This window comes from Micromonospora sp. NBC_00389 (assembly GCF_036059255.1).
Taxonomy (GTDB): domain Bacteria; phylum Actinomycetota; class Actinomycetes; order Mycobacteriales; family Micromonosporaceae; genus Micromonospora.
Window position 1 is genome coordinate 1,551,314 of the sequence record NZ_CP107947.1, and the last position, 21,351, is coordinate 1,572,664.

The 21,351-nt window shown below is 73.2% G+C and carries 21 protein-coding genes; 11 read left to right on the top strand and 10 right to left on the bottom strand.

The genetic code is table 11. The annotated features are described in order from the left end of the window. Window positions 1–56: 56 nt before the first annotated feature. Window positions 57–701, bottom strand: a complete 645-nt coding sequence (locus tag OG470_RS07410) for a class I SAM-dependent DNA methyltransferase (RefSeq protein WP_328422058.1) — start codon at window positions 699–701, stop codon at window positions 57–59. Window positions 702–784: 83 nt separating this feature from the next. Here OG470_RS07410 and OG470_RS07415 point away from each other — a divergent pair, with 83 nt between their 5' ends. Next, window positions 785–1,117 carry a hypothetical protein gene (locus tag OG470_RS07415; RefSeq protein WP_328422060.1) on the top strand — a complete coding sequence of 111 codons (333 nt, stop codon included), beginning with the start codon at window positions 785–787 and terminating at the stop codon, window positions 1,115–1,117. Window positions 1,118–1,220: 103 nt separating this feature from the next. Here OG470_RS07415 and OG470_RS07420 read toward each other — a convergent pair whose 3' ends face one another. Continuing rightward, a complete protein-coding gene (locus OG470_RS07420; RefSeq protein WP_328426195.1) occupies window positions 1,221–5,708 on the bottom strand; it encodes an HAD-IC family P-type ATPase in 4,488 nt (1,495 codons plus the stop codon). A gap of 249 nt (window positions 5,709–5,957) precedes the next feature. Here OG470_RS07420 and OG470_RS07425 point away from each other — a divergent pair, with 249 nt between their 5' ends. From OG470_RS07425 to OG470_RS07445, 5 genes are all read left to right on the top strand, one after another. Then, a complete protein-coding gene (locus tag OG470_RS07425; RefSeq protein WP_328422062.1) occupies window positions 5,958–7,346 on the top strand; it encodes an MFS transporter in 1,389 nt (462 codons plus the stop codon). A 51-nt stretch (window positions 7,347–7,397) separates the two neighbouring features. Continuing rightward, the gene (locus tag OG470_RS07430; RefSeq protein WP_328422064.1) at window positions 7,398–8,051 is read left to right on the top strand and encodes a GAP family protein; all 654 of its coding nucleotides are present in this window, start codon (window positions 7,398–7,400) and stop codon (window positions 8,049–8,051) included. Window positions 8,052–8,186: 135 nt separating this feature from the next. Continuing rightward, on the top strand, window positions 8,187–8,969 hold the full coding sequence (locus OG470_RS07435) for an SDR family oxidoreductase (RefSeq protein WP_328422066.1): 783 nt from the start codon (window positions 8,187–8,189) through the stop codon (window positions 8,967–8,969). A 37-nt stretch (window positions 8,970–9,006) separates the two neighbouring features. Continuing rightward, on the top strand, window positions 9,007–9,201 hold the full coding sequence (locus OG470_RS07440; RefSeq protein WP_328422068.1) for a hypothetical protein: 195 nt from the start codon (window positions 9,007–9,009) through the stop codon (window positions 9,199–9,201). Between the two features lie 95 nt (window positions 9,202–9,296). Further along, window positions 9,297–9,845, top strand: coding sequence for a YbaK/EbsC family protein (locus OG470_RS07445; protein ID WP_328426197.1), 549 nt, complete (start codon window positions 9,297–9,299; stop codon window positions 9,843–9,845). Between the two features lie 80 nt (window positions 9,846–9,925). Here the strand turns inward: OG470_RS07445 and OG470_RS07450 are convergent, their stop codons facing one another. The 4 genes from OG470_RS07450 to OG470_RS07465 form a co-directional block, all read right to left on the bottom strand. Beyond that, on the bottom strand, window positions 9,926–10,567 hold the full coding sequence (locus OG470_RS07450; protein WP_328422070.1) for a DsbA family oxidoreductase: 642 nt from the start codon (window positions 10,565–10,567) through the stop codon (window positions 9,926–9,928). 20 nt (window positions 10,568–10,587) lie between these two features. Then, window positions 10,588–11,016, bottom strand: coding sequence for a SufE family protein (locus tag OG470_RS07455; protein ID WP_328422072.1), 429 nt, complete (start codon window positions 11,014–11,016; stop codon window positions 10,588–10,590). 74 nt (window positions 11,017–11,090) lie between these two features. Beyond that, the gene (locus OG470_RS07460) at window positions 11,091–11,516 is read right to left on the bottom strand and encodes a CBS domain-containing protein (protein WP_328422074.1); all 426 of its coding nucleotides are present in this window, start codon (window positions 11,514–11,516) and stop codon (window positions 11,091–11,093) included. 56 nt (window positions 11,517–11,572) lie between these two features. After that, on the bottom strand, window positions 11,573–13,342 hold the full coding sequence (locus OG470_RS07465) for a proline--tRNA ligase (RefSeq protein WP_328422076.1): 1,770 nt from the start codon (window positions 13,340–13,342) through the stop codon (window positions 11,573–11,575). A 288-nt stretch (window positions 13,343–13,630) separates the two neighbouring features. On the opposite strand from OG470_RS07465, the gene OG470_RS07470 reads away from it, so the two are divergent. From OG470_RS07470 to OG470_RS07480, 3 genes are all read left to right on the top strand, one after another. Further along, window positions 13,631–14,398 (top strand): SGNH/GDSL hydrolase family protein, encoded by a 768-nt coding sequence (locus OG470_RS07470; RefSeq protein ID WP_328422078.1) that lies wholly within the window; start codon window positions 13,631–13,633, stop codon window positions 14,396–14,398. A gap of 2 nt (window positions 14,399–14,400) precedes the next feature. After that, on the top strand, window positions 14,401–14,847 hold the full coding sequence (locus OG470_RS07475; RefSeq protein WP_328422080.1) for an imidazolonepropionase-like domain-containing protein: 447 nt from the start codon (window positions 14,401–14,403) through the stop codon (window positions 14,845–14,847). A gap of 87 nt (window positions 14,848–14,934) precedes the next feature. Continuing rightward, entirely contained in the window at window positions 14,935–15,837 is a 903-nt protein-coding gene (locus OG470_RS07480; RefSeq protein ID WP_328422082.1) for a sulfurtransferase, read from the top strand. A gap of 69 nt (window positions 15,838–15,906) precedes the next feature. On the opposite strand, the gene OG470_RS07485 is transcribed toward OG470_RS07480, so the two are convergent. The 3 genes from OG470_RS07485 to OG470_RS07495 form a co-directional block, all read right to left on the bottom strand. Further along, entirely contained in the window at window positions 15,907–17,091 is a 1,185-nt protein-coding gene (locus tag OG470_RS07485; protein ID WP_328422084.1) for a hypothetical protein, read from the bottom strand. Further along, window positions 17,088–17,645, bottom strand: coding sequence for a SigE family RNA polymerase sigma factor (locus OG470_RS07490; RefSeq protein ID WP_328422086.1), 558 nt, complete (start codon window positions 17,643–17,645; stop codon window positions 17,088–17,090). Before OG470_RS07490 ends, OG470_RS07485 begins: the two co-directional genes overlap by 4 nt. Before the next feature lie 69 nt (window positions 17,646–17,714). Further along, window positions 17,715–18,296 carry a TetR/AcrR family transcriptional regulator gene (locus tag OG470_RS07495; RefSeq protein WP_328422088.1) on the bottom strand — a complete coding sequence of 194 codons (582 nt, stop codon included), beginning with the start codon at window positions 18,294–18,296 and terminating at the stop codon, window positions 17,715–17,717. A gap of 107 nt (window positions 18,297–18,403) precedes the next feature. Between OG470_RS07495 and OG470_RS07500 the strand changes: the two genes are divergently transcribed. Both OG470_RS07500 and OG470_RS07505 read left to right on the top strand, forming a co-directional pair. After that, window positions 18,404–19,561: an FAD-dependent oxidoreductase gene (locus OG470_RS07500; RefSeq protein WP_328422090.1), complete on the top strand. Its 1,158-nt coding sequence runs from the start codon at window positions 18,404–18,406 to the stop codon at window positions 19,559–19,561. Window positions 19,562–19,570: 9 nt separating this feature from the next. Further along, on the top strand, window positions 19,571–20,128 hold the full coding sequence (locus tag OG470_RS07505) for a VanZ family protein (protein WP_328422092.1): 558 nt from the start codon (window positions 19,571–19,573) through the stop codon (window positions 20,126–20,128). On the opposite strand, the gene OG470_RS07510 is transcribed toward OG470_RS07505, so the two are convergent. Continuing rightward, window positions 20,028–21,287 (bottom strand): MFS transporter, encoded by a 1,260-nt coding sequence (locus OG470_RS07510; protein WP_328422095.1) that lies wholly within the window; start codon window positions 21,285–21,287, stop codon window positions 20,028–20,030. The two genes, OG470_RS07505 and OG470_RS07510, sit on opposite strands and share 101 nt — an antisense overlap. Window positions 21,288–21,351: the final 64 nt, after the last annotated feature.

Genomic DNA, 21,351 nt, shown 5'->3' on the forward strand with positions numbered 1-21,351 from the left:
CTCACCTCTCCCGTCCGCACGTCTCCGGCCCCGCGGCTCCCGACGAGCAGATCCGATTAGGACTGACGGCGCCCAAAGATGATCCCGCCGAGCGAGCTTTCTGCCGAGGTGAGAGTCATCTGTGCCTCGACCGTGAATCCGCCTTCGCGCAGCCATGCCGACACTTGGTCGGGCTGGCGACGGTGCACGTGAACCTTCATCGGGTGCCCGCCGTAGCCCTGCGTCTTGAGCCGTGATTCGTCGCCGACGTGGAAGCTGAGCAGCAGCGGGCTGCCGGGACGCAACACTCGCCGGAAGTGCGCGATGACGGAGCCGACCTGGCTGTCGGGGATGTGGATCAGCGAGTACCAGGCGATCAAGCCGGCGACCGAACCGTCATCCAGATCGAGGTCGGTCATGGAGCCCACCTCGAACCGTAGACCCGGATGATCACGCCGAGCCACATCGATCATTCCTGGCGATAGGTCAATTCCGAACGCCTCAACGCCGAGCTCATGCAGGTGGGCGGTGATGCGCCCTGGTCCACAGCCCACGTCCGCGACGGGCCCGCCACCAGCGGCGTGAACGAGGTCGGCGAACAAAGCCAGGGTCGCTCGTTCGTAGGGCGTTTCGGCCAGGAGGTTGCGCAGCAGGTCTGCATAACTGGCAGCGACTGTGTCGTAGGAGATGCGAGTGTCTGCTAACCAGCCGTCATCGTTCATGACGGCGACGCTAGATCAGGGACCAGACGGGCGATCCACGGGCCGGTAGCCGTGACGCGTAACGCGCTGGTCATCATCCTTGAATGGATGAACAGCCAGCCCTCGTCACCCTGCACCTGTACTGCCGGGTCGATGTGATCGTCACCGACCCCGCGGCCGTGATCGGTCACGCGGTCGCCGAGCTGCGCGCGGCCGACATCGACTGGTCCACCGAGGAGGATGACCTCGACACCGCGGTCGGCGAGTTGCAGACCGACCTCGCCGGCTCGCTGGCGAGCGTGGTGGACATCGGTCGGCTCGGCGACGGCGTCCCCGGCGTGGAGTTCCGGGGCGGCCTCTGCTGGGCGGAGCACGGCCCGCCCCGCGACGCTTTCCACGAGCGTGGGGATGGGGGTGATGTCTCCCGTCAAGCGTGATGACTCTGAGGTATCAATATGACTCTGGGTATCGCGCTTCCGAGTGTGGATGTGTCGCCATAGCCTGGACCGTCCGCCGGCGGCCAGGAGGGCGGTGCGACGGTCAGGCGGGCGGGGCGCCCGTGGACCCGCCCGCCCCGCCGTCGTCCGCCGCCGGCCGCGCCGCGGTGTCGGGCCGGGCCTGCGGCAGGTGCTCCACCAGCTTGGTGAGTGCGCCGTTGGCGAAGGTGGCGCCGAGCGCTGATCCGGCCCCGATGGTCCAACCGACCGGTCCGATCGGCGTGCAACCGAAGAACTGGCTCAACCCCGGTGTCTGCACGACCACGACCAGCGCCCCCAGCGACGCCGCCGTGGAAGCCAGCACCGCCGGGCTGGTGCCGCCAGCCAGGACCGTCTGGCCCAGCTGGGTGCCGACCAGGGAGACCAGCGCGACCGTGCCCGCCCGCCGACGGCGGCCGGTGTACCGGGCCAGCGTCCAGCCGGCGGTGGCGCCCAGCGTGGTGGCAGCCGCGCGCAGCCCGATCTCCTTGGTGAGGGTCTCGCCGAGCGACGCGTCCGGGCCCTCCCGGAGCAGGCTTTCGGTGCGGTCCGAGGCGGGCGGGCGGATCGCGATGGCCAGCGCCGGAGCCAGGTCGGTGAGCAGATTGACCAGGAGTAGCTGCCGTCCGGTGAGCGCGGAGCGGCCGGTCGCCGCGGCGGTGAGCACGCTGAATGCGATCTCGCCGAGGTTGCCGCCAACCAGGATGCTGAGCGCGTGCCGCACCGACGACCACATCGCCCGACCCTCGACCAGGGTGGCGATGATGGTCTCCAGCCGGTCGTCGGTGACCACCAGGTCGGCGGCGGCCCGCGCGGCCGGGGTGCCTCGTTGACCGAGGGCGATGCCCACGTCGGCCAGCCGGATCGCCGGGGCGTCGTTGGCGCCGTCGCCGGTCATCGCCACGGTCCGCCCGCACTTCTGCAACGCCTGGATGATCCGAACCTTGTGCGTCGGGGTGCAACGGGCCACCACGTCCGTGCGGACCAACCGCTCGGCGAGTGCCTCGTCGTCCAACTGGTCGAGCTCGCCGGCCGTGACCACCCGCTGCTCGTCGTGTTCGCTGATGGTGGCGGCGATGGCCTCGGCGGTCGCCGGGTGATCCCCGGTGATCATGATGGTGTGCACGCCGGCCTGCCGGATCCGGCGTACCGCCGGGGCGGCGCTCTCCCGGACCCCGTCCGCGAGGGCCAGGAAACCCACGAAGGTCAGCCCTCGGACGTCCCCGTCGGTCACCTTCGGGTCGTCCACCTGGCACTCGGCGACGGCCAGGATCCGGTGCCCCGCCCCGGCCCGGTCGGCGAGCACCCGGTGCAGCTCCGCGCGGCCGGCGTCGTCCAGCGGCTCCTGGCGGCCGTCGGTGCGCCGGGCCGAACAGCGCGGCAGCACCGACTCCGGGGCGCCCTTCACGCTCAACAGCAGGTGACCGTCGGTCTCCCCGACGCTCGCGTGGTACCCGCGGGACGGCTCGAACGGCAGCCCGCCGGCAGCCTGCCAGCCATGGGCACCGGTCTGCTCCACCACCCCCGCCGCCGCGGCACCCTTGCGGACCGCGCGGTCGGTATGCAGCGCCAGTTCCTCCGGGTTGGCTGCGGCAGGGGTGGCCCGCAACGCCGCGGCCAGCGTCATCCGGAGCCGATCGTCGAGCCGGTCCACCGGGGCGTACCGGTCGGCCACGCCGTCGCCGACCCCGGCGAGCAGCAACTGGCCCTCGGTGAGGGTGCCGGTCTTGTCGAAGCAGAGCACGTCCACCCGACCGAGCGCCTCGATGGTGCGCGGGTTGCGGACCAACGCGCCGTGCTCGGCCAGCCGCCGGGCGGCGGCCAGCTGTGCCGCGCTGACCAGGAACGGCAACCCCTCCGGCACCGACGCAACGGCGAGGTTCGCGGCGGTCGCCGCCGTCTCGACCAGGGGTACGCCCCGGAGCAGACCCGCGCCGGCCACCGCCACCGCCGAACCGGCGGCCAACGGGATGGCAAGGCTGGTCAACGAACCAAGTCGGGCCTCCACCCCACTGCTCGGAGGCGCCTGCCGGACCAGCGCCAGGCTGCGCCCGGCCTCGGTGTCGGAGCCGGTGGCCACCACCACGGCCGTGCCGTGCCCGGCGGCGACGGTGGTGCCCTCGTACAACATCGAGCGCCGGTCGGCGACGGCGGCGGCGACCACCGGTCGGTCGGTCTTGGCGACCGGCAGAGACTCGCCGGTCAGCGATGACTCGTCCGCCTCCAGCCCCACCGATTCCAGCACCCGACAGTCGGCGGGCACCGAGTCACCCGGCTCGACGGCGATGACGTCCCCGAGAACCAGGTCCTCGGCGGCGACCACCCGCTCAGCGCCGTCCCGGCGGACCCGGGCGGTCACCGCCGAACGGGACAGCAGCTCCGCCAGCGACCGTTCGGTGTTGCGCTCGTGCACCGCCCCGATCATGGCGGACCCGCCGACCACGCCGCCCACCAGCGCGGCGTCGACCAGCGAGCCGAACGACGCGGAGAGCACCGCCCCGGCGGCCAGCACCGGGGTGAGTGGGTTGGCCAGCTCGTCGACGAAGGCGCGCAGCAGGCCACCGTTTCCGGGTGCCTCGCCGCCGCTCGCGCCGTGCCCGTCGCGGCGACGCTGCGCCTCCGCGTTGTCCAGGCCGTCCGGCCCGGTGCTGAGCCGGTCGAACACGGCGCCGACCGGCATCAGGTGCCAGGCGGTCGCCACCGGTGCCGGAGTGTCCGACTGGTCGGGCAGCCGCCGGGCCCGCCACACGCCGTGTGCGAAGGCCAGCCCGGCCGCGCCGTTCACCGCGACCAGCGTTCGGACGGGCAACTGGGTTGGTGTGGCGGTGAACGCGCCCAGCGCACCGAGACCGGTGCCGGCCAGGCCCAGCCGGATGTTCTGCCCGGTCATTCGCCGGGCCACTCCGGTCGCCTCGACCATCAGAGCAGCCACCCGCAAATCCGCGCCGACCAGCAGGTGCGCTCCCCATGGAGGCAGCTCCTCCGGTCTGAACATCCCGAGGCCGCAGTCGGACGCACCGAGCGCCGGTCGGTCGGAGGACACCAGCATCACCACGGCGCCGTCGCGCTGCAACGCGCGTATCGACTCAGTCAGCTGGTCCCCGCCGGGCAGCATCGCGTCGGCGAAGCCGTACCGCTGCTCGTCACCGCCGGCCACGACCAGCCGCAGGCCGGCGTGGCGGGCGGCGGCCGGCACGCCGTTGACGCCCGGCGCGGGCTCCGGCTCGACGCGCAACAACGCGACGAGCCGGTTGTCGTGGACCAGGCCGAGTAGTTGGCCACCCGCCGCTCGCAACCGTTCCCGGTCCGGGATGTCACCCGGGTCGTCGGCGGGCAACTGGTCCAGCGGTCCGAGCCGCCAGCCGTCCACCGCCCGCGAGCCGGCCGGATCAGCCGGGTCGAACAGCGCGAACGCCCGCTCCGCCACCTGGTCGACGTCCGCTCCGGGCACCGGGGCGAGGTCGGCCAGCACGCCCCGGTCCGAGCCGAGCACCGCGGCGTCCAGCACCAGCGTGTCGATCCGGTCCAGTTCCCGCAGCACGCTGCGGTCCATGGCGATAACCCCGCGTCTGGCCAGGATCTGGCCGAGTTGGGCGGCGTACCCCTCGCGTCCGCTGCCTGGGGCCTTGGGCAACGCGGACAGGCCCAGCGCGGCGGCCCGCTTGTGCCCGGCGAACGGCACCGCCGCCGCAGCGGCTGCCGCGCCGGCGGCCAGCGACCGGTTGATGTACCGCTCGACCGGGCCGTCCGGCTTCGGCCGGGGGCGGTCGTTCCCCAGCCAGCGCGCGGTGGCGCGCTCCGGCTCACCGGTCAGCTGTGGCTCGGCCCGCTCCCACGCGGAGAGCTGGGCCCGCGCCTCGCCCCACTGCACGATCCGTTGGGCGCCGTCCACGACTATCCCCGCCCAGCCGCCCGCCAGACCCTGCACCACCGCTTCGGCGAGCGGAAAGAGAATGTCGGCGCGAGGGTCGGCGCGCAGCCCTCGGCTGGCGAACGCGTGCAGCTTCGGTTGCAGGTCCACCGCGCCGAGCAGCCCGACAACCTCTCCGGGCACCGGCGCGAAGGGCAGGATCCGGGTGGCCGCCGAGATGGTCAGGCCCAGCGCGTCCGAGGCGAGCCCTCCGAGGGTGCGTGGCGTCCGGGGCCCGTCCTCCGGTGGGTGTGGCGGCGGGATCTCCGGGTCAGGCTCGTGGTCGCAGGTCTGCTCGACCCGGGCGATAGTGGCGATCAGGTCGCGCAGCTTCGGCTCGGGATCCTGCACAGCGACCACCACCCGGCCGGACGGGGCGTTCACCCGGGCCCAGGCCACTCCGGGCACCTGCTCCAGCGCGCCCTCCACCTGCCGGGCCAACCGGTCGCCGCCGTCCTGGCAGACGCCGTGCACCTCGATGTGGTGGCGACCAGGTCGGGACCAGATCCGACGCCGGGTCAGCCCGGCCGTCCGGGCCAGCCGGGTCGCAGCCGAGCCCACGGTCCGGGACGCCTCGCTGACCAGGTGCGGCACGCCGATGGACGGCAGGAGGCGGCCGACCGCGCGACCCGCCGCCGTCATCGAGGCGTACGGCTGGACGGACGCCGGCCCGACTCCCTGCTGATACAGGTCCTGCCCTTGGCCATCTCGTCCTCCCACCGCCTCGCGTCCGGCGGCCTGGCTTCCCGACCTGGCATCCGTTATGCCCTCGGAGCAGGGGAACTTTCCGTCGTCGCCGTCGGATGGACGGGGGTGGGCGGTGGGATCCCCGACGAGAGCCGCGTCACCCATGATTGACATGAATCCGGGTTGAGGTCGCAGGCTCGGTCCATGCTGAGCCCATCCGCCACCGTCGTATCGGCCCCTCCGGGGTTGTTCGCACCCCGACTGCGGGCGATGACGGTGGGCAGCGTCGCGCTGATCTCGCTGCTCGCGTTCGAGGCGCTGGCGGTCGGCACGGCGATGCCGACCGTCGCTCGCAGCCTGGACGGGCTGGCGCTGTACGGGATCGCGTTCGGCGGCTCGTTCGCCGCGGGCGTGCTGGCCATGGTGATCTCTGGAATCTGGTGCGACGCACGAGGACCCCGGGCGGCGATGTGGCACGGCGTCGCCTGGTTCGTGGTCGGGCTGCTGATCGCCGGGACCGCCCCGGTGATGGAGGCGCTGGTCGTCGGCCGCGTGGTGCAGGGGTTCGGCTCCGGGCTGCTCTCGGTGGCGCTCTACGTGATCGTCGGGCACGCGTACCCGGAGGAACTGCACCGGCGGATCTTCGCCGCGTTCGCGGCGGCGTGGGTCGTCCCGTCGTTGGTCGGGCCGGCGCTGGCCGGCCTGATCGTGGAGCACCTGGGCTGGCGGTGGGTCTTCCTGGCGGTGCCGGCGGTGGCGGTGCCGGCGGTGCTGCTGGTCCACCCCGGCCTGCGCTCACTCGAACGGAGTGCGCCGACCCGGCCGCCGGCCGGCGCCGTGGCCCGGATCGGCTGGGCGTGCGGGGCGGGGGCGAGCGCCGCACTGCTGCACATCGGGGGACAGCAGCGCGGCGCGGCCGCCCTGGCACTGATCGCGCTCGCCGTGACCGGCCTGCTGGTCTGCGCCCCGCGCCTGCTGCCGGCCGGGTTCCTCCGGGCGGCCCGAGGGCTGCCCACCGTGATCGGGCTGCGGGGTCTGGCCTCGGCGGCGTTCGTCGGCGCCGAGGTCGTCATCCCGTTGATGCTCTCCCGGGAGCGAGGTCTGTCGCCGACCGCCGCCGGGCTGGTCCTCACCGTCGGCGCACTGGCCTGGTCGGTGGGCTCCTGGGTACAGGGCCGGATCCCGTTGCCGGCCTCCCGCGCCAGCCTGCCCCGAGCCGGGTTGAGCTGCATCACGGTCGGTACCGCCACGGTGGCGCTGGCCGTCTGGCCCGAACTGCCGGTGGCCGTCGCCGTGCTGGGCTGGGCGGTCGCCGGCCTCGGCATGGGGCTGCTCTATCCGTCGTTGTCGGTGCTCACCCTGGAGTTGTCCGCCCCCGGCGAGCAGGGCCGCAACAGCTCCTCGCTGCAACTGGGCGACTCACTCTTCGCGGCGACCGTGCTGGCGCTCACTGGGGCGGTGCTGGCGGCCGGTAGCGCGCCGGGCCCGGCCAGCTATGCGGCGACGCTGGTGGTCGCCGCCGGCCTGGCGCTGCTCGGTGCGCTGCTGGCCGGCCGGGTGGTGGTGGGCGGGAGCACGCGGCTGGGCGGGTGATCCGCAGGTTCGGCGGCGCCTGGCCCCGGTCGGCCGGGAGGATGGCGGGCGATGAGTTTCCTTGCCGTCCTGCCACTGGCCGTGGTGATGGTCGCCGGGACCCAGTTGGTCGTAGCGGTCTTTCTCGCCTCGTCCGACCGGCCCCGCGCGGCGTCGCTGGGCTTCCTCGCCGGTGCCGGGCTGGTGGTCGCCGTCGGGGTGACCGTGAGCTGGTTGCTCACCCGGTTGGTGGGCGGCGTGGCCACCGACGCCAGCGCCGTCGCCGGCCGGGTCGATCACGGCCCGGCCATCGACCTGGTGGTGCTCGCCGTGCTGCTCATCCTGGCCATGGTGGTCTGGCTGCGTCGGCACCGGTCCGGGCCGCCGCGGTGGCTGGGGAGGATCGGGCACGCCGACCCGGGCCAGGCGCTGCAGCTGGGCGCGCTGCTCTTCGTGGTGACGCCCACCGACGACCTGACCATGGCCGCCGTCGGGGCGAGCGTGGCCCGGCACAATCTGCCGTGGTGGCATCTACTGCCGTTCGTGCTGCTCACGGTGACCTTGCTGGCGCTGCCGCTACTGGCGTTGCTGGTGCTCGGGCATCGCGCCGCGAGGGTGCTGGCCCGGATGCGTGAGTGGGCCGAGGGGCACGCCTGGGTGGTCAACGAGGTGCTGATCGGGTTCTTCGCGTTGCTGACCGTGCTGGACCTGGTTCGTTCGGGGTGAGCCGCCGCACAACCGGTCACGGGTCGGCGCGGGGTGCCGTCATCTCCGGGTGGGCCCAGAGGCGGCGCGGACCGGGCGTCGGACGGATCGGTGGGCCGGCGTATGCCGTGGTTCGCGGCGGGACGGGAGGACGGGATGAGGGTTCTGGTCACCGGGGCGGGCGGCCACCTGGGCCACGCGGTGCTGGCCCGGCTGCGCGACGACGGGGTCAGCGTCCGGGCCACCAGCAGGCGGCCGCGTACCGGCTCCGGGGTGGAATGGGTGGTGACCGACCTGGCCACCGGGGACGGGCTGACCGAGGCGGTGGCCGGGATGGATGCAGTGCTGCACCTGGCCTCCTCGCCCCGGGGCCGGCAGACCTACCAGGTGGACGTGCTCGGCACCCGTCGGCTGGTGGTCGCGGCCGGCGCGGCGGGCGTCCAGCACCTGGTCTACACCTCGATCGTCGGAGTGGACCGGGTGCCGATCCCGTACTACCGGCACAAGCTCGCCGCCGAGCAGGTGATCGCGGCCGGCCAGGTGCCCTGGTCGGTGCTGCGGGCCACCCAGTTCCCGCAGTTCCTGGACGACATGCTGACCGCCAGCGCGCGGCTGGGGCCGGTGATCGGGGACCGGGCGGTGCTCGCCCAGCCGGTCGACCCGGCCGAGGTGGCGGCCCGGTTGGCGGCCCGGCTGGTCGCCGGCCCGCTGGGCTCGATCGAGGAGTACGGCGGGCCGCAGGTGCTCCGCTTCGACGAGGCGGTCCACGCCTGGCAGCAGGCCCGGGGTGCACGCCGACCGTTGCTGCCGGTGCGAATCCCCGGCCGCCTCGGCCGCGAGCTGCGCGCGGGTGGCCTGGTCACCGAGGCGTTGCCCCGGGGCGTTCGCACCTGGGCCGACCACCTCGCTGACACGTACGGGGGACCCCAGCAGAGATGAGAGGAAACCGGGTTCACATTCGCCTTACGGTGACGCCATGTTCGCTGTCGTTATCACCGTCATTCTCTACGTCGCCGGTTTCGTCTTCCTCTACGGCGTGATCCGGCTGGGTGTCCGGCACGCGCTGGAGGACCTGGAGTTGCAGCGGGCCAAGGCCCTGCGGGCCGAGGAACTGGCCGCTTCCCGTGACCGCACCTTCCTGCGCGAGAACGCGTTCCTCGCCGGTAGCTGAGCCGCCGGTCGGTTCGGCACGGACGGGTGGTCCGCGTGCCGGCTCGGGAGTCGCCAAGCGGTTCGGGCGTGGCGGGTGCGAGGATCGCACCCGTGATGGGAACGCTGAAGACCGAACCGGCCCGTGCCCGCCTCGACCTGCTCGCCCCGCCGGTGGCGACGGCCATCTCCGAGTGGCCGGCCGACGCGCCGGTGGACGTCGACGACGTGCTGGTCGCGCCGATCGACGCCGACCTCGCCGACACCGCCGCCTTCTGCGCGGCGTACGAGGTGGGGTTGGATGTGTCGGCAAACTGCGTCGTGGTGGCCGGCAAGCGCGAGGGTGTTGTCCGCTACGCGGCCTGCATCGTCCTGGCCACCACCCGGGCCGACGTGAACGGGGTGGCCCGTAGGGCGCTGGATGTTCGCAAGGCGAGCTTCGCCCCGATGGACGACGCGGTCGAGTTGACCGGCATGGAGTACGGCGGGATAACCCCGATCGGGCTGCCGGCGCAGTGGCCGATCCTGGTTGACGCGCGGGTGATCGCCACACCACACGTGATCATCGGTTCAGGCGTACGGCACAGCAAGATCGCGCTGCCCGGGCCGGCGCTGGGTGCGCTGCCCGGAGCGCAGGTGGTGGAGGGCCTGGCCAGGCCGGCCTGACCGGGCATCGACATCGATGCTGTTGCACGTGAAACATCACGTCGGTCGATGCCGGGGTGCCGTGGTCGGTCGCGGCCTGATCAGTGCGAGTGCGCCGCCGATTCGCGCTGCTCGACCTCGGCGAGCGCAGCGAGCAGCGTCTGCGTCTCCTGGGCGCCGCTGACCGCGTACTTTCCGGCCAGCACGAAGGTCGGCACGCTGGTGATGCCCAGGTCCCGGGCGGCGGCCAACGCGGCGGTGACGTCTGCGGTCCGCTGGTCGGAGTCGAGGAACCGGCGCACGTCGGCGACGTCCAGGCCGATCCCGCCGGCCACCGTGGCCAGCGCGTCCCGGGAGCCGACGTCGACGCCCTGGGTGAAGTACGCCTGGTAGAGCGCCTCGACCATCTCGGCCGCCAGGCCGTGGTCGGTGGCGTAGGAGACCAGCCGGTGCGCCTCGAAGGTGTTCGCGGTGACCGCACGGTCGAAGTCCAGCCGCAGCCCGTCACCCGCCGCGACCTCGGTCACGTGGGCGAACATCTGCCGCGCCCGCTCCGCACCGCCGAACCTGGCGGCCATGGCCTCCAGCAGCGGACGGGGCTCGGACACCGCCGACGGGTCGAGCTGGAACGGCCGGTAGCGGACGGTCACCTCGCCGTCGTAGCTGGCGAGGGCCTCCTCCAGCCGACGCTTGCCGATGTAGCACCACGGGCAGACGACGTCCGCGTAGATCTCGATCTCCATGATCGGTGCCAACTCCCAGCTCAGCCGAGTTGTTCCCGGACCTGCCGCTTGAGCCGGCCCAGGATCGCGGTGCCACCGCGTATCCGCAGCGGGCTGATCGCCTGTGCCAGCCCCATCCGCTGGTAGAGGTCGTCCGGCACGGCCAGCACCTCCTCGGCGCTCGCGCCGGCCAGCCCTTCGGCGAGGATCCCGGCGAACGCCCGGGTGGTCGGCGCCTCCGGCGGGCAGTCGAACAGCGTCTCGACGGTCTTTTCCGGCGTCACCCGGGCACGCAGGAAGAACGCCGTCTGGCACTCCGGCACCTGCTCCATGCCCTCGCGCTCGACGGCGTCGACCGAGAGCGGCGGGATGACGTCGGCGTACTCGAGCAGCATCTCCAGCACCAGGTCGCGCGGCGCGGCGGCGAATTCGTCGACGATCTCGGCCAGTCGGGCCGGCATGTCAGCCATGTGTCGAGGCTACCGCCGTTGGTAAGGGCCCCTTCCCGCTACCCGAGGCGATCAGAAGGGGCCTTGTTTGCGGTTCAGACGGTGGGAGACTGCTCGCTGATCTCGCTGAGGGCGCTGGTGGGGTCGAGCTGCATGGCCAGGTCGCCGAGCGAGACGATCCCGACCAGCTTGCGGTCGGTGTCGCAGACCAGCACTCGCCGGATGCCCCGGTCGCGCATCAGCGTCGCCGCCTCGCCGGCCGTGCAGTGCTGCTCGATCATGACCACCTCGCGGGTGACGATCGAGCCGATGGTGGTGGCAGTCGGCGAGCGGTTCTCGGCCACCGCCCGGACCACGATGTCCCGGTCGGTGAGCATGCCGGCGAGGCTGGCGCCGTCGGTGACCACCACGTCGCCGATGTCCGCCTCCTTCATCACCCTGGCCGCCTCGTCCAGGGTGGTCTCCGCCGACAGGTACACGACCTGCTTGGTCATCACGTCGCTGACCCGGTAACTGGTCATGAGAGCCTCCGAAGACGTTTGCACCGATCGAACTGCGGTACCCCGTGACGCGGTCGCTACACCAGGTTCCCACGTTCGCGGCGTACCTCGTGGACCAGTCGTTCCACCAGACCGTCCACGTGCATCTCGGTGCGCCCGTCGCCGGACCGCTCGCGCAACTCGACGTACCCGTCGGCCAGTCGGCGGCCGACCACGACGGCGCGCGGGATGCCGATCAGCTCGGCGTCGGTGAACTTGACCCCGGCCGAGACGTGCGTCCGGTCGTCGACCAGCACCCGCAGGCCGGCGGCGTCGAGCCGCCTGCCGAGCTCCAGCGCCGCGTCGAGTTGCGGTCCCTTGCCCGCCACGATCAGGTGTACGTCGCACGGCGCGACCGCCGCCGGCCAGACCAGCCCCCGGTCGTCGTGATGCTGCTCGGCGATCGCCGCGACCGCCCGGGACACCCCGATGCCGTAGCAGCCCATGGTCGGCCGGACCGGCTTGCCCGCCGGGCCGAGCACGTCGACCGCGAACGCGTCGGTGAATCGGCGGCCGAGCTGGAAGATGTGCCCGATCTCGATGCCCCGCCGGATGGTCAGCTCGCCGCGGTCGCAGTCGGGGCAGGGGTCGCCGGCCCGTACGTCGGCCGCCTCGATCGTGCCGTCGGGCGTGAAGTCCCGTCCGCAGACCACGTCCGTCGCGTGCCGGCCGGGCTCGTTCGCCCCGGTCAACCAGGCAGAGCCGGGCACCACCCGCGGATCGACCAGGTAGCGGATGCCCAGCTTGTCGAGCAACTGCGGCCCGATGTACCCGCGAACCAACTCCGGATGCTCGGCCCACTCCTCGAAGACGGCCACCTGGGCCGGGTGCAGCGCGGCACCGACCCGCTTCAGGTCGACCTCCCGGTCACCCGGCAGCCCCACCACCAGCGGCTCGGCCCGCTCCGCGCCCGGCTGGCGCACGCTCAGCACGACGTTCTTCAGGGTGTCGGCGGCGGTCCAGCCGTCCCGGCCGCCCAGTCGGCGGGCGTTGGCCAGCTCCACCAGGCTGGCGATCGTCGGGGTCTCGGGGGTGTCGTGCACCTCGACGGCCGGCTGCGCGGCCGGATCGCCGGCGGCCGGCGCCCGGGTGATGACCGCCTCGGTGTTCGCCGCGTAGTCGCAGGCGGTGCAGCCGACGAAGGTGTCCTCGCCGACCGGCGTCGCGGCCAGGAACTCCTCCGACGCCGAGCCGCCCATCGCCCCGGACATCGCGTGCACCACCGTGTAGTCCAGCCCCAGCCGGTCGAAGATCCGCCGGTACGCCGCCCGGTGCCGTCCGTACGCGTCCCGCAGCCCCTCCTCGTCCAGGTCGAAGGAGTACGCGTCCTTCATCAGGAACTCCCGGCCGCGCAGCAGACCGGCCCGCGGCCGCGCCTCGTCCCGGAACTTCGTCTGCACCTGGAACAGCGTCACCGGGAAATCCCGGTACGAGGTGAACAGGTCCTTGACCAGCAGCGCCGCCATCTCCTCGTGGGTGGGCGCCAACAGGTGCTCGGCGCCGCGCCGGTCGGCGAGGGTGAAGATGTCGTCGCCGTACTCCGCCCACCGGCCACTGGTCCGGTACGGCTCCGCCGGCAGCAGCGCCGGGAAGTGCACCTCCTGGTCGCCGATCGCGATCAGCTCGCCACGTACCACCTCGGTGATCCGGTCCAGCACCAGCTTGCCCAGCGGCAGCCACGTGTACCCGCCCGGTGCGGCGCGGCGGATGTAGCCGGCGCGCAGCAGCAACCGGTGGCTCGGCACCTCCGCGTCGGCCGGGTCCTCGCGCAGGGTTCGCAGCAGCAGGGTCGACATGCGTAGCAGCATTCGCGCAGCCTAGAGCCGTCGCGCCGGGACGGCGATCCAATTCGTTCCCGTGCGCGGCACGACTGTCGGGTCGGCGAGCGGCCGGAGCCGGCGAGCCTCCGGGACATGCAGATCATCAACGCGCTCGACTGACCGTCGGGGTGCGCGGGGTGGCCCGTACCACGGGGACGGGCCACCCCGTGTGTGACCAATGACCTCCGCCACGTCGTCCAAATCGGGGCACCGCCCACCGCGCCCCCGGTGACAGACTGGTCGCCGCAGGCAACGAGTGGCGTGAGGGAGGCGCGGGTGCGCTGGCGCAGTTATGTCGCGGTCGGGGACAGCTTCACCGAGGGTATGGACGACGCCTACCCGGACGGCACCTACCGGGGTTGGGCGGATCTGGTGGCGACCCGGCTCGCCGCCGAGGCGGGTCCCGACTTCCGCTACGCCAACCTGGCCATCCGGGGTCGGCTCTTCCCCGGTGTGGTCGCCGAGCAGGTGCCCGCCGCCGTGGCGATGAAACCCGACCTGATCAGCTTCGCGGCCGGTGGCAACGACGTGCTGCGCCGCACCTTCGACCCGGACGCACTGGTCGCCCGCTTCGACGACGTGGTCCGGCAGCTGCGCTCGGGCGGCGCGGACGTGCTGCTCTTCCGGTTCGCCGACGTGATGGCCCGGCTGCCCGGGCAACGCCTCGTGGCCCCCCGGGTGGAGCTGCTCAACCAGGCAGTCGGTGAGACCGCCGAGCGGCACGGCGCCATCCTGGTCGACCTGTACGCCGACGACACCTTCCTCAACCCGATGCTCTGGAGCACCGACCGGCTGCACCTCTCCGCTGCCGGGCACCGGCGGGTCGCCGGGCAGGTGCTGAACGCACTCGGGGTGGGCTGCGACGAGGAGTGGCTCCTGGTCCCGCCGCACCCGGCGCCGTCGCCGTGGCTGGCCGCCCGTGCGGCCGACCTGCGCTGGGCCGGTCAGCACCTGGCGCCGTGGATCAAGCGGCGGCTGACCGGTCGCTCCTCCGGCGACACCGTCACCGCCAAGCGCCCGCTGCTCGGGCCGATCGTCGACTGAGCGTGCTCACCCTGCACACCGCGCCGCTGCTGCGGCTCACCCCCGACGGCGAGCCGGTGCCGGACCACGCCGTGGTGGTCAGCGGCGACCGCATCGAGGCCGTCGGTCCGCTCTCCGAGTTGAGCGGGGCGTACGCCGGGGCGCGGGTCCGCCGCTGGCCCGGCACGCTGGGCCCGGGGCTGCTGCACGATGGCCCGCTGCCGGCGGCGCCCACCCCGCGCGAGCGGGTGTACGCGTTGCTGCGGCGAGGAGTGACGGCGGTGCTGGCCGAGCATCTCGCCGACCCGGCGCTACGGGCGGCCGTCGACCGGAGCGACCTGGCGGTGCTGCCCGCTGCCGTCGCGTCGGCGCTGAACCCGGGCCGGCGCGCCGACCTGGCGGTCCATGACGCCGACGGTGCCTGCCTGGTCACTGTGGTCGCCGGTCGGATCGCCCACCGTCGCGCCTGACCACCGTGACGTGCCCCCCGCCACATCCGCGGCTCCCGATCCCCGATGGCCGGCCGCCAGGTCGAATCGCGGCGTAACTTGGGGATCATGTCTGTGCCGAGCGATCCTGATCCCCGCCTCCAGTCGTACGCGGACCCGCAGCGGCTGGTCACCACCGAGTGGCTGGCCGAGCACCTGGGCGACGAGGGCCTCGTGGTGGTCGAGTCCGACGAGGACGTACTGCTCTACGAATCGGGTCACATCCCCGGTGCCGTCAAGGTCGACTGGCACCTGGACCTGAACGACCAGGTGACCCGGGACTACCTGGAAGCCACGAGCTTCGCTGAGATGTGCGCCGCCAAGGGCATCGGCCGGGGCGACACGGTGGTCTTCTACGGCGACAACTTCAACTGGTGGGCCGCATACGCCCTCTGGGTGTTCTCCCTCTTCGGCCACGCCGACGTGCGGCTGCTCGACGGCGGCCGGCAGAAGTGGATCGCCGAGGGGCGTGAGGTGACCCGTGACAAGCCGGCCCGCCCCCGCGCCGACTACCCGGTGCCGCTGCGCGACGACACGCCGCTGCGGGCGTTCCGCGAGCAGGTGATGGCGCACATCGCCGTGGGTCGGCCGCTGGTCGACGTCCGGTCCCCGGGCGAGTACACCGGCGAGATGCTGCACATGCCGGACTACCCGCAGGAGGGCGCGCTGCGCGGCGGGCACATCCCGGGTGCGGTCAACAAGCCGTGGAAGTCCGCCGCCAACGAGGACGGCACGTTCAAGTCCTCCGACGAGCTGCGCGCGATCTACGCCGACCAGCTCGGGCTCAGCCCGGACGACGACGTGATCGCGTACTGCCGGATCGGTGAGCGGTCCAGCCACACCTGGTTCGTGCTGCGGCACCTGCTGGGCTACCCGCAGGTACGCAACTACGACGGCTCGTGGACCGAGTGGGGCAACCTGGTCCGGGCTCCCGTCGCAAAGGGCGACCAGCCCGGCGGCCTCGCCGCCTGACCGGCACTGCCGCCTGACCCCCTGAGCACCTGTCCCCGCGCGACCATCCGGTTGCGCGGGGACAGGTGCTCAGCCGGCCAGCGCCACCATGCCGGTCAGGTCGCGGACCACGCCGGTGACCTCGCCGGTCTCCGGGTGCCAGCGCACCAGGCCGCCCGGTTGCAGGCGGAGCAGGACGGCACCGCGGTTGTCCCAGCCCAGCACCTCGCAGCAGCCCTTCCACCGGTCCCGGCCCAGGTCGAGCACGTGGGCCACCGCACCGGTCCGGGCGTCCAGTACGGCCACCCCCTCGGCACCGTCGATCTCGCTGCTGGTGATCCACGCCGAGCGGGCCAGGCGTTCGCCGTGCAGCCAACCCCGGCCGTAGAACTCGTTGACCTGGTACGGCGCCGGCAGCACGGCACCGGTTACCTTCTGTTCGGAGCGGATCGTGCCCTCGCGGGCGGTCCGGCTGCGCAGGATGAGGTTGTCCCGCATGCCGCTCACCTCGACCAGCGCCGCCTCGCGGCCGGCCGCCGGGTCGGGCGCGACCAGGTCCCAGAGCGAGACGTCGAGCTCGCTGGCCGCGCCGGAGACCCGGTCCACCGCGTACGTCCGGTCGTCGCCGCCGACCAACACCCGGTCGTTCGCCCAGACCACCAGTTCCAGGTAGCCCTGAAGCGGGATGCGACGCACGGTCGCCGTGGTGAGGTCGACCATGATCAGCTCGTTGGTCTGCGCGAATGCGGCCGACCGGCCGTCCGGCGACAGCACTCCCGACTTCAGGGCGGGCGCCTGGTTGCCGCCCTCGTCCCGGGTGGGCGCCGGAGTCACCACGTCGAGACTGCGCACCACGCCGTCGTCCCCGAGCACCCGGACGGGGCCGTCCGCGCGGTACTCCTCGAAGTCGATCGGCTGGAACAGCGCCAGTGCCCGTTGGACCGGCCGGGCGGAGAGCGGCACGGTCGCCGGGTCACCGAGCCGGGACAGCGGATCACGCGGAAAGGTCAGCTCGGCGGGGGCGCGCACCACCGGCCCGGCGTGGCTGGGCACGACGGTCGGCGCCACCGAGTGGTCCGGCGGCGAATCGGCGGGCGGTCGCATCGCGGCCACCGTGCCGCCACCGATCAGCGCCACGGCCAGGGCCGCCGCGCCGACGGACCGTCGGGTACGCCGGGTACGCCGGGCCCGCTCCCAGCCGGCCACCGCGGGGTGGCTGGGCCGGACGTCCTCGACGCTGACGGTCAGCAGTTGACGTAGGTCCTGCTCGTTCACGGGTTCACCTCCAGGCCGGTGGCCAGGTCTCCGGGAGCAGCCGGGACCTCGCCCGAGCGGGCGTCCCGAGCCAGGTCCGGGGCCACCTCGCGGAGCCGGCGCAGCGCCGCGTGGCACTGGCTCTTCACGGTGCCGACGGTCACCCCGAGCGCTTCGGCGGTGGCGACCTCGGTGAGGTCCTCGTAGTAACGCAGTACCAGCACGGCCCGCTGCCGGGGTGGCAACTGGCCCAGCGCGTGGTGCATCGTCAGCCGCAGCGTGCCGTCGCGGTCGGGCGCCACCTGCTCCGGCGGTGCGGCGCTGAGCCATTCCCGACGCCTGCGACGCCACCACGACACCGCGTCCCGGTACAGGATGGTTCGCACGTACGCGGCGGGGTCGCCGTCGCGTACCGAGGTCCAGCGCAGTGCCAGCTTCAGCAGCGCGTCCTGGAGGAGGTCCTCGGCCTGGTGCTGGTTGCCGCAGATCAGGTAGGCCGCACGCAGCAGCCGGTGCTGGTGGCTCTCCACGAAGGCGAGGTAACCCTCGCGCCCGTCGTCCGCCGCCGGTCCCATCCGCCCACCTCCCGGCCGTCGCGTTCCCGCGTCACCTGCCAGACGCACGGGGAGGGGGAAAAGGTTGGGTCAGTTCTCCGGCAGCCCGGTCAGGTAGCGCTGGAGGGTCGGTGCGATCCAGGAAACCAGCTCATCCGGATCCATGTCCACCATGGGCGGCAGACGGACGATGTAGCGGGTGAAGGCGAGGCCGAGGATCTGGCTGGCCACCAGGCCGGCCCGGCGTGCGGTGGTTGCCGGGTCGGTGCCGAAGGTGGCCACGGTCGCGATGAGCTGGCCGGCGAAGATGTCGCGCATGCGCTCGGCCGCGCCCGGATTGGTGCTGGCGGTACGGAGTAGTGCCGTCAGCGTCTCGTCGCCCTCCCACCGGGTGAGGAAATGCCGGATCAACATCTCGCCCAGTTGCCCGAGCGGCACGGCGGTCAGGTCGGGCAGGCGTAGGTCGAACTCAGCCGCCGCCGCGAACAGCCCCTCCTTGTTGCCGTAGTAGCGCATCACCATCGACGGGTCGATCCGGGCGTCGGCGGCGATGGCCCGGATCGTGGCGCGTTCGTACCCATCGGCGGCGAACCGTTCGCGAGCGGCCCGCAGGATCGCCGCCCGGGTGGCGTCCGAGCGGCGGGGAGGGGTCGGGCGGGCGGGCGCCGTCATGTCAACGACCGTATGCCAACGACTGTTGACTCACAATGAGCGGCGACCTAACGTTGCCAACAAGTGTTTGCCAACACGTGTTGGCAACGATCGTTCCGGAGGTGGCCATGCTGCCCACGAGTACGGACGTTCTGGTGGTGGGCGCCGGCCCCACCGGTCTCGCCACCGCGCTGACGCTGGCCCGACGCGGGGTCGAGGTGACCGTGCTGGACCAGCTGGCCGACCCGCCGTCGACCTCCCGCGCGGCCGTCGTACACGCGTACACCCTGGAGGTGCTGGACCGGATCGGCGCTGCGGCGCCGTTGGTGGCCCAGGGGGTGCGAGCGCCGCGCTTCACCGTCCGTGACCGGGACCGGGTGCTGCTGTCGGTGCCGTTCCACCAACTGCCGTCCCGTTTTCCCTACGCGCTGATGGTCTCCCAGGCGGTCACCGAGGCGGTGCTCACCGAGCAGTTGGCCGACCTCGGCGTCCGGGTGCGACGGCCGTGCCGGCTGACCGGCCTGAGCCGGAACGGCCACGGGGTGCTCGCGCAGATCGACGGGGAGGCGCTGCGCGCCCGGTTCGTGGTCGGCGCGGACGGCCTGCACAGCACGGTCCGGCGGTTGGCCGGTATTGGCTTCACCGGCCCGAGCGACGAGGAGTCCTTTGTGCTCGCCGACATCCGGGTGCACAGCAGCCTGCCCCGCGACGAGGCGGCGCTCTTCCTCGCCCGCTCCGGGCCGCTGATCTGGGCGCCGCTCCCGGACGGGGTGGTCCGGCTGGTCGCCGCCGTGCCGACGGCCCCGGCCGAGCCGGATCCGGCCTACCTCCAGGCATTGCTCGACGAGCGCGGCCCGGCGCGGCGACCCGACCGGGTCACCGAGGTGCTCTGGGGTTCCCGGTTCCGGGTGCACCACCGGATCGCCGACACGTTCCGGTCCGGGCCGGTGCTGCTGGCCGGCGACGCCGGACACGTGCACAGCCCCGCCGGCGGGCAGGGCATGAACCTCGGCATCTGCGACGCGGTGGCCCTCGGCACCGCGCTGGCCGACGTGCTGGACGGCGGCCCGGAGACGCTGCTCGACGACTACACCGCCCGGCAGCGCCCGATGGCGGAGGACGTGCTGAGCTTCGCCGCCGGGCTGACCCGGCTGGCCACCCTCTCCCCGGCCCGCCGGCCGGTCCGTGACGTGCTGCTCCGGCTGCTCGGTGTCGTGCCGCCGGCCCGTCGGCGGATCGCGCTGCGCCTGTCCGGGCTGTCCCACCGGGAACGGACGCCGGGCTAGGCTGCGCCCGTGGGTCAGGTCTGGCGGGACTGGGGCGATGTCCTGCGCGCCGTGCTGGCCGGGCTGCCGCTGTTGGTCCTGGTCACCGCCGCCCTCGCCCGGCTGCGCCGGGACGCGCCGGCCGGTCAGGCGTGGCGACGCAGCATCGCCGAGGTGGGCGCGGTCGCCGGCACCCTGCCCTGGGTGTGGATGATCCTCACCCCGCGCGACGCGCCACGGCAGGTCAACCCGGTGCCGCTGCGCGACCTGGCCGACCTGCTGACCGGACCGCCGACGACCGCGGTGGTTCAGGTGGTCGGCAACCTGCTGGTCTTCGCCGCCCTGGGCTTCTTCGCCCCGGTACGCCTCGCCGCGCTGACCAGCGTCGGTCGGCTCTTTCTGCTCGGCGCTGCCGGTTCGCTGCTGGTCGAGTCCCTCCAGTACGCGCTGGACCTCGGCCGCGTCTCCTCGGTGGACGACGTGCTGCTCAACGCGACGGGTGCGGCGCTGGGCGGGCTGCTGTCCCGCCGCTGGTGGGCGCGTCAGCCGGCGGCACCGGCCGCAGTGTCCACCACGCAGCGAGGGTGACCAGCGCGAACGTACCGGCCGCCGCACCCGCCACCGGCACCGTTCCGTACGCCGCGGCGACCAGCCCGGCGAGCGCCGCGCCGACCGGTGCGGTGAGCAGCCCGACCATCCGCTGGGCGGCACCCACTCGACCGAGCAGCCCGGCCGGCACGTGCCGCTGCCCGTACGACGCGCACAGGCTGTTCCACACCACGGTGCCGGCGGCGAAGACGGCCAACGCGAACGCGCCCGGCACCGGATGCCGGGCCAGCGCGAACCCGGTCAACGCGACGGTCTGCGCGGCGAGCACCGCGCACAGCGCGGGCACCGTGCCGAACCGGGCGGCGAGCCGACCGGCCCCGAGCGCCCCTGCCACGCCGCCGAGAATCGCACTGGCGGCGAACAGCCCGTACCCGGACGGCGGCACCCGCAACACGTCCAGCGCGTAGAGCACCAGCACCGCCAGCACGCCGCTGATCGCCAGGTTGCACGCCGCCGCCAACAGGGTGACCCGCCACAGTGTCCGGTGCGCGCGCAGCCACCGCAGCCCCTCGACGATCTCGCCCCACACCGACCCGCGGCGCGCTCCCGTCGCCAAGCGGGGAGCGGATGTTGGGGTGAGGGCCAGCACGAGCAGGGCGGCCACGGCGAAGGTGACGGCGTCGATGGTGAACGGGAGGGCGGGGGCGACAGCGAAGAGCACGCCGGCGGCGGGCGCGCCGAGGAAACCACCGGCCACCGCGGTACCCGCCTGGAGCCGGCCGTTAGCCCGGGGTAACGCCGCCGGAGGCACCAGTGCGGGAAGCAGCGCGAACGAGGCGGAGTCGAAGAGGGTACCCAGCGCGGCGAGGAGGAACGCGGCCACCAGCAGCACCAGAATGCTGGCCCGGTCGAGGGCGACCGCCGCGGCCAGCACCCCCACCACGGCCGCGCGGACCCCGTCCACCAGGGCCATCGTCCGCCGCCGGTCCCAGCGGTCCGCGTACACGCCTCCGAGCAGGCCGAAGAGCAGCGGCGGTAGCTGTCCGGCCACGGTCACCGCCGCGATGATCCGGGGGTCGCGGGTGAGCGTCGCGGCCAGCAGCGCCAGCGCCGGCGTCCGCAGCGCGTCGCCGAGCCGGGAGGAGACGGCGGCGGACCAGAGCAGCCGGAAGTCCCGACCGAGAGCGGAGGAGGTCATGCCGGTGACCGTGCGGGTTCGACCGGGTCGAGAGTCAAGCCGCCCGGGCGAAAGGGGGACGCGC

Bases quoted from the DNA above. Each gene is read 5' to 3' on its own strand.
- OG470_RS07510 (WP_328422095.1), bottom strand. From the start codon at position 21,287: ATGACCTCCTCCGCTCTCGGTCGGGACTTCCGGCTGCTCTGGTCCGCC.
- OG470_RS07500 (WP_328422090.1), top strand. From the start codon at position 18,404: ATGCTGCCCACGAGTACGGACGTTCTGGTGGTGGGCGCCGGCCCCACC.
- OG470_RS07415 (WP_328422060.1), top strand. From the start codon at position 785: ATGGATGAACAGCCAGCCCTCGTCACCCTGCACCTGTACTGCCGGGTC.
- OG470_RS07495 (WP_328422088.1), bottom strand. From the start codon at position 18,296: ATGACGGCGCCCGCCCGCCCGACCCCTCCCCGCCGCTCGGACGCCACC.
- OG470_RS07465 (WP_328422076.1), bottom strand. From the start codon at position 13,342: ATGCTGCTACGCATGTCGACCCTGCTGCTGCGAACCCTGCGCGAGGAC.
- OG470_RS07480 (WP_328422082.1), top strand. From the start codon at position 14,935: ATGTCTGTGCCGAGCGATCCTGATCCCCGCCTCCAGTCGTACGCGGAC.
- OG470_RS07430 (WP_328422064.1), top strand. From the start codon at position 7,398: ATGAGTTTCCTTGCCGTCCTGCCACTGGCCGTGGTGATGGTCGCCGGG.
- OG470_RS07435 (WP_328422066.1), top strand. From the start codon at position 8,187: ATGAGGGTTCTGGTCACCGGGGCGGGCGGCCACCTGGGCCACGCGGTG.
- OG470_RS07420 (WP_328426195.1), bottom strand. From the start codon at position 5,708: ATGACGGCGGCGGGTCGCGCGGTCGGCCGCCTCCTGCCGTCCATCGGC.
- OG470_RS07455 (WP_328422072.1), bottom strand. From the start codon at position 11,016: ATGGCTGACATGCCGGCCCGACTGGCCGAGATCGTCGACGAATTCGCC.
- OG470_RS07440 (WP_328422068.1), top strand. From the start codon at position 9,007: ATGTTCGCTGTCGTTATCACCGTCATTCTCTACGTCGCCGGTTTCGTC.
- OG470_RS07410 (WP_328422058.1), bottom strand. From the start codon at position 701: ATGAACGATGACGGCTGGTTAGCAGACACTCGCATCTCCTACGACACA.
- OG470_RS07460 (WP_328422074.1), bottom strand. From the start codon at position 11,516: ATGACCAGTTACCGGGTCAGCGACGTGATGACCAAGCAGGTCGTGTAC.
- OG470_RS07450 (WP_328422070.1), bottom strand. From the start codon at position 10,567: ATGGAGATCGAGATCTACGCGGACGTCGTCTGCCCGTGGTGCTACATC.
- OG470_RS07425 (WP_328422062.1), top strand. From the start codon at position 5,958: ATGCTGAGCCCATCCGCCACCGTCGTATCGGCCCCTCCGGGGTTGTTC.
- OG470_RS07490 (WP_328422086.1), bottom strand. From the start codon at position 17,645: ATGGGACCGGCGGCGGACGACGGGCGCGAGGGTTACCTCGCCTTCGTG.
- OG470_RS07445 (WP_328426197.1), top strand. From the start codon at position 9,297: ATGGGAACGCTGAAGACCGAACCGGCCCGTGCCCGCCTCGACCTGCTC.